This window comes from Sphingomonas bacterium, from assembly GCF_903644055.1.
GTDB lineage: Bacteria > Pseudomonadota > Alphaproteobacteria > Sphingomonadales > Sphingomonadaceae > Sphingomonas_I.
Window position 1 is genome coordinate 1 of the sequence record NZ_CAHJXD010000211.1, and the last position, 5,697, is coordinate 5,697.

At 66.7% G+C, this 5,697-nt stretch carries 4 protein-coding genes and 2 pseudogenes; 5 read left to right on the plus strand and 1 reads right to left on the minus strand.

Features of this window, described 5'->3' with window-relative positions:
• Positions 1–421: pseudogene (locus tag HUU94_RS09310) on the minus strand (hypothetical protein); the annotation flags it as partial.
• Positions 422–489: 68 nt separating this feature from the next.
• Between HUU94_RS09310 and HUU94_RS09315 the strand changes: the two are divergent.
• The 5 genes and pseudogenes from HUU94_RS09315 to HUU94_RS09335 all read left to right on the plus strand — a co-directional run.
• Complete coding sequence (locus HUU94_RS09315) at positions 490–1,497, plus strand: ABC transporter substrate-binding protein (RefSeq protein WP_254602105.1); 1,008 nt, start codon at positions 490–492, stop codon at positions 1,495–1,497.
• A 302-nt stretch (positions 1,498–1,799) separates the two neighbouring features.
• A complete protein-coding gene (locus HUU94_RS09320) occupies positions 1,800–3,455 on the plus strand; it encodes a DUF1800 domain-containing protein (protein ID WP_174274809.1) in 1,656 nt (551 codons plus the stop codon).
• Positions 3,455–4,816, plus strand: coding sequence for a DUF1501 domain-containing protein (locus tag HUU94_RS09325; RefSeq protein WP_174274810.1), 1,362 nt, complete (start codon positions 3,455–3,457; stop codon positions 4,814–4,816). The genes HUU94_RS09320 and HUU94_RS09325 overlap by 1 nt, the downstream gene beginning before the upstream one ends.
• Positions 4,817–4,890: 74 nt before the next feature.
• Complete coding sequence (locus HUU94_RS09330; protein WP_174274811.1) at positions 4,891–5,451, plus strand: CvpA family protein; 561 nt, start codon at positions 4,891–4,893, stop codon at positions 5,449–5,451.
• A gap of 41 nt (positions 5,452–5,492) precedes the next feature.
• Positions 5,493–5,697: pseudogene (locus HUU94_RS09335) on the plus strand (iron-sulfur cluster assembly scaffold protein); the annotation flags it as partial.

Genomic DNA, 5,697 nt, shown 5'->3' on the forward strand with positions numbered 1-5,697 from the left:
CGTCGGCGGCGCCTTTCGCGGCGCAACTGCCGCCATCGGCGCGCACCTCGCCGACCGCCATCGAGCGCGCGCCCGCAAGGCGCAGGCGGGGCAGATCGATTTGCAGCGTCGTTTCGCAGGTGAAGGGCAGCGTCGGCGCGAGCGCGGCGAGCAGCGCGCCATCGCCGCGCCCCGAAAGCCCCTCGAACAGATATCCACCGCTGACCCGCGTCGCCGCGCCCGCTATGTCCACACCGCTGCCCGAGAGGCGCACGTCGGCGGCATATGCCAGCGCGGCGAGCGAGCGCCACGGCGCCCAGCGCCATTCGAGGCGGTATGCGCCGTCGAGCACCGCCTCGCCATTCCAGATCGTGCCCGCCACCGCCCAGCGCGCGCTGGCGTCGATCGCGAAGCGCGCGGGCCAGCCCGCGACGAGCGCCACGAGATATGCGAGCGCGCCGATGCCGACGAGCCCAAGGCGGCGGCGCGTGATGACGGGGAGGCGCTGACGTGCGGCCGGATCGGCGTCTGCTCCTGCTAGCTCTGCGCTCAGCCCTCGCTGCATCGCTCGTCCCCTCCACGCTGGCGCGGGCGGCGAAGGCGCTGCCCCCCGCCGCGATGCTGCTCCCGCTTTCGGGGGCCAACGCCGCGCTGGGGCGCAGCATGGCGCGGGCGGCGGCGCTTGCGCAAGGGGTGGACAAGAAAGCGCTGCTGATCCTCGATACCGGCGGCACGCCCGAGGGCGCGGTGGCCGCGGCGCGCGCGGCGCTGAAGCAGGGCGCGGGGATCCTTTTCGGACCGTTGCTTTCGGCGGAGGTCCGCCCCGTGCTGGCGGCCTGCGCCGGGCGGGTGCCGGTGGTGACGTTCAGCAACGATCTCGGATTGCTGGAAAGCGGCGCCTTCCTGTTCGGCATAACCGCCGATCAAGCGGTGGCGCCCCTGCTCCATTATGCGCGGACGCGGGGCGTGCGGCGCTTTGGACTGCTGGCGGGCAGCGATCTTTGGGGCACGCAGCTCACGGCGGCCGCGCGCCGCGCGGCGGCGGCGGAAGGGCTGGAGGTCACGAACGGCGCACCGCCGCGAGGCGCCGATGCGCTGCTGGTGGGCACGATGGCCGATGCCGTTGCGCAAGGGGCCGCCGCCAGGCAGGCGGGGGTGCAATTGCTCTGTGCCTTCTCGGGTCTCAACGGAGCGCAGGACGCGCTGGGGGCCATCGAGGGCGCGTGGCTGTCCGCGCCCGATCCCACGCCGTTCGCCGATTTCGCGGGCCGCTTCGAGGCGCAGGTCGGCACGCCGCCGGGCGTGATCGCGGGGCTGGCCTATGATGCGGGCGGGATCGCGGTGGCTTTGCGCCAGCGCGGCGGCGAAGACCGATCGGCGCTGCTCGTGCCCGGCGGCTTTCAGGGTGTCTGCGGCGCGGTGCGCTTTCGCGATGACGGCAGCGCGCAACGCACGATGGCGATCCTTGCCGTCGAGCAGGGACGGTTCCGGCTGATCGAGAGCGGTAGCGGGGCCTGACGCTCACCGGCCGGACCATCCCGTCAGCATCTCGTCGCATCGCTGGGGCGATTCGTCGCACCGGTTGCCATGGTCGCGGAAAAGCCTGCCCGAAAAATCGAGCGGAATCAACGAAAGCGCCCGCAGAAGATTTATTTTTCTGCGTCGGGAACCTTTTTTATGATTACCGCAACGAATTGAAAATAAGTGCAAACTTGTATATCTGAATGGGCACTGAGGCGCGTCGGAGCGCTTCTGACGGGGTAATGGTAGAGATGATTTGGGCGCAAGGACGCGGCATGGTTGCCGCAGCAATAGCCTGCATGCTGCTTGCGTCTTGCGGGGGCGGCAGTGGCGGCGGAAGCACGACCGATAGCGGCGCCGCCGCGGCATCGTCGGCGGCGACGGCTCAGCAGGCGGCCGCGCAGAAGCTGGCGCTGGAGACGGACGTCTCGCGGCTCGCCAAGCAGGCGACGTTCGGCGCGACGCCGGCGCTGATCGATCATATGAAAGCCGTAGGCGTCAGCGCCTGGCTGGACGAGCAATTCGCCGCCACGGGCAGCCGCTATTCCGACATCGCCGCCGACAAGCTGGCGGTGAATGCCTGCACCACGCCGGACAATGGCGCGTGCTTCCGTCACCATTTCACACGTGAGACCGTGGCAATGCGTTTCTACGCGAACGCCTTGTCGCAGCCCGATCAGTTGCGCCAGCGCGTCGCCTTCGCGCTTTCCCAGTTGGTGGTCGCCTCGACGCTGCAAGTCGGCAATGCGCAAGGGTCCGCCGGTTTCAACCAGATCCTGCTCGACAATGCCTTCGGAAATTATCGCACGCTGCTGACTTCGGTCACGCTGAACGCCTTCATGGGCGATTATCTCGATATGGTGAACAGTTCCAAGACCGCGCCGAGCGAAAATTATGCGCGCGAGATGCTGCAATTATTCTCGATGGGAACCGATCAACTCAACATGGACGGCACTCCGGTGCTGGATTCGACCGGCGCACGCGTCGCCAACTATACGCCCGAAGACGTCAAGGGCGTCGCCCGGGCGCTGACCGGCTGGACCTTCGCGCATTTCAGCAACGGCACCACCTATGTCGATTATGATTATGCGGTACAGATGATCCCGGCGCCAAACGCCTATGATGCGACTGCCAAGAGCTTCCTCGGCGTCACCGTCGCTGCCGGCGCGACGCAGATGGCCAGCGTCCAGGCCGCCGTCGATGCCGCGTTCAACAATGCATCGACCGCGCCGTTCATTGCCAAATTCCTGATCAAGCAGCTTGTGACCTCCAACCCTTCGGCGGCCTATGTCGGGCGCGTCGCGGCGGTGTTCGCGAACAACGGCTCGAACGTGCGCGGCGATCTCAAGGCGGTGATCAGGGCCATTCTGACCGATGCCGAGGCGCGGGGTTCGGCCGGCACCACCGATAATTACGGCAAGGTGAAAGAGCCCGTCCTGCTGATGACCCAATTGGCGCGGGCCATCAACATGACCACCGACGGCAAGATTTTTTCCAACTATGACGGCACCATGGGCGAAGCCGTTTTCGCATCGCCATCGGTGTTCAATTTCTATCCGCCGGATTATCCGCTGCCGCAGAGCACGCTGGAAAGCCCGGCCTCGAAGCTGCTGAGCGCCGGAACGATCCTGCCGCGCGCCAACTTCGTCTATAATTGGACGATCGGTGCCGCGACGACGCGGAGCGAATTCAATACCGAGGCGAACGTCACGGGCGCCACCGGCAGCGCGATCGACTGGTCTTCCTGGGAGGCGTTCGGCACCGATATCGACGGGATGATCGATCGCATCGATCTGATCCTCGCCAGTCGCACGCTGACCGCCGATCAGAAAACCGCGCTCAAGAATGCGGCCAACGCGGTGACCAACAGCAACGCCACCCAGCAGGCGCGGCTGCGCGCCCAGGCGATGCTCTACATCTACGTTTCCAGCCCCTTGTTTCAGGTAGATCGCTGATGACCGCCGATTTTTCCCGCCGCGATTTCGGCAAGCTGCTCGCGGGCACCTGCGCGACCGCCGCTTTCACCCAGCTCGGCCGCAGCGCCGCCGTCGCGGCGCCGGTCGCCGGCTACAAGGCGATGGTCGGCGTGTTCCTGTTCGGCGGCAACGACGGCTGGAACATGGTCGTGCCGACCGATGCGCGCTATGCGGCTTATGCCAGTTCGCGCGGCAGCGGCATCGCGCTGGCGCAAAGCTCGCTCACGCCGCTCACCGGATCGGCCTACGGGCTCCATCCGTCGCTCGCATCCTTGCAGGCGATCTGGAACGAGGGCGCGCTCAACGCGGTGCTCAACGTCGGCACGCTGTATCAGCCGCTGACCAAGGCGCAATATACCGGCAGCCCGACGCTCCGCCCGATCAACCTGATGAGCCATACCGATGAGCAGGCGCACTGGCAGGGCCTGCGCGCGCGTGAAGTCAATATCGATGGCTTCATGGGCCGCCTCAACGATCGCGCGGGGCAGACCGCGATCCCGTCGCTGCTCTCGTTCGGCGGACAGCAGCTCATCCTGATCGGCAAGACCTATTCGCCGCTGGTGCTGCCTTCCAGCGGGGCACTGGGCACGCTCTCGGCATCGGGAAACAGCGCCGATCCCGTGATCTTCGCGCGCAACGCGGCGGTCAGCGCCTTTGCGGACGGATCCAGCTACGGTGCGGTGACCAAGGCCACCGCCACCGGGATCAGCGATGCCTATGCGCAGAGCGCCACCGCCAACACGATCCTGGTTTCGACGAGCGCGGTCGACAAATATTTCGTCAATCCCACCACGGGTGCTGCGCTGACCAGCGACATATCCCGGCAATTGCTCCGCACCGCGCGGATGATCGAAGCGCGCGGCACATTGAGCCAATCGCGCCAGACCTTCCTCGTCACGCACGGCGGCTACGATACGCATGCGGGCCAGCTCACCACGCAGGCCGCGCTCTATACCGATCTCGGCTATGCGCTGCTCGGCTTCTACAATGCGATGAAGGCGCTCGGCCTTTCCGAGAATGTGACGACCTTCACGATGAGCGATTTCGGGCGCATCTATAAGGGCAATGCCCAGGGGGGCACCGATCATGCCTGGGGCAACAACCAGCTCGTCATCGGCGGCGCGCTCAATGCCAAGACGATCCACGGCACCTATCCCTCGACCGTGCTCGGCGGCAGCGACGATATTAGCAACGACGGCCGCTTCATTCCCACGGTCTCGCAGGAGCAATATATCGGGCCGATCGCCAAATGGCACGGCGTCGCCACCGCCGATCTTCCCTATGTCTTCCCGCGTTGGGATACGTGGAGCGGCAGTACGCTGAACCTGCTCAAGAGCTGATCGCGGGCGGACGCTTCCCCGCGTGGGCGGTTTCGGCCTAAGGAACTCGCGATGAGCGGGAGTGCGGGCCGGAGATGACCACGTTCGATATCGTCGTGCTGTTGCTGCTGATCGGCGGCGCGGTGCTGGGTTCGCTGAGCGGCTTCGTCAAGGAAGTGCTGTCGCTGTTCGCCTGGGGCGCGGCGATCTTCGCGCTCAAGATGCTGCACGCCCCCGCCAGCCATTTCCTCGCCGAGATCGTCAATTCGCGCGGCGGCGGCGCGGTGCTCGCCTTCGTATTGGTGTTCGGCGCGGTGTTCCTGGCGGGCAAGCTGGTCGCGACGTCGATCGGGCGTCGGACGCGGCAATCGATCCTCGGTCCGCTCGATCGCGTGCTCGGCGCGGGATTCGGCGTGCTCAAGGGGCTGCTGGTCGCGACCGTCGGCTTCATGCTGGTCAACCTGCTGCTCGATATGTGGTCGGGCAAGGATGCGGTGCGCCCCCAATGGATGCGCGATGCCAGGACCTATCCGCTGCTCAACGCCAGCAGCCGCGCGGTGGTGGATTTCGTCCATTACCGGCGCGGCGACCTGCCCGGCCGCGAGATCCTCGACCGGACCCGGCTGGACAATGCGCAGGGCAATGGCGCGATCTGAGCCGGGGTGACGCTGAGACGATGCAGCCCTAGAGGGGGGCAATGTCGGCCGCGCTCTATAACAGCAATATCCTGCGGCTCGCGACGGCGATCCCGCACCAGCGGCGGCTGCCCGATCCCACGGGCACGGCGGAGCGGCGCTCCCCGATCTGCGGCAGCCGGGTGACGGTGGATGTCGTGCTCGACGCGCGCGGGCGGGTCGCGGAGCTTGGCCAGCTCGTGCGCGCCTGCGCGCTGGGGCAGGCTT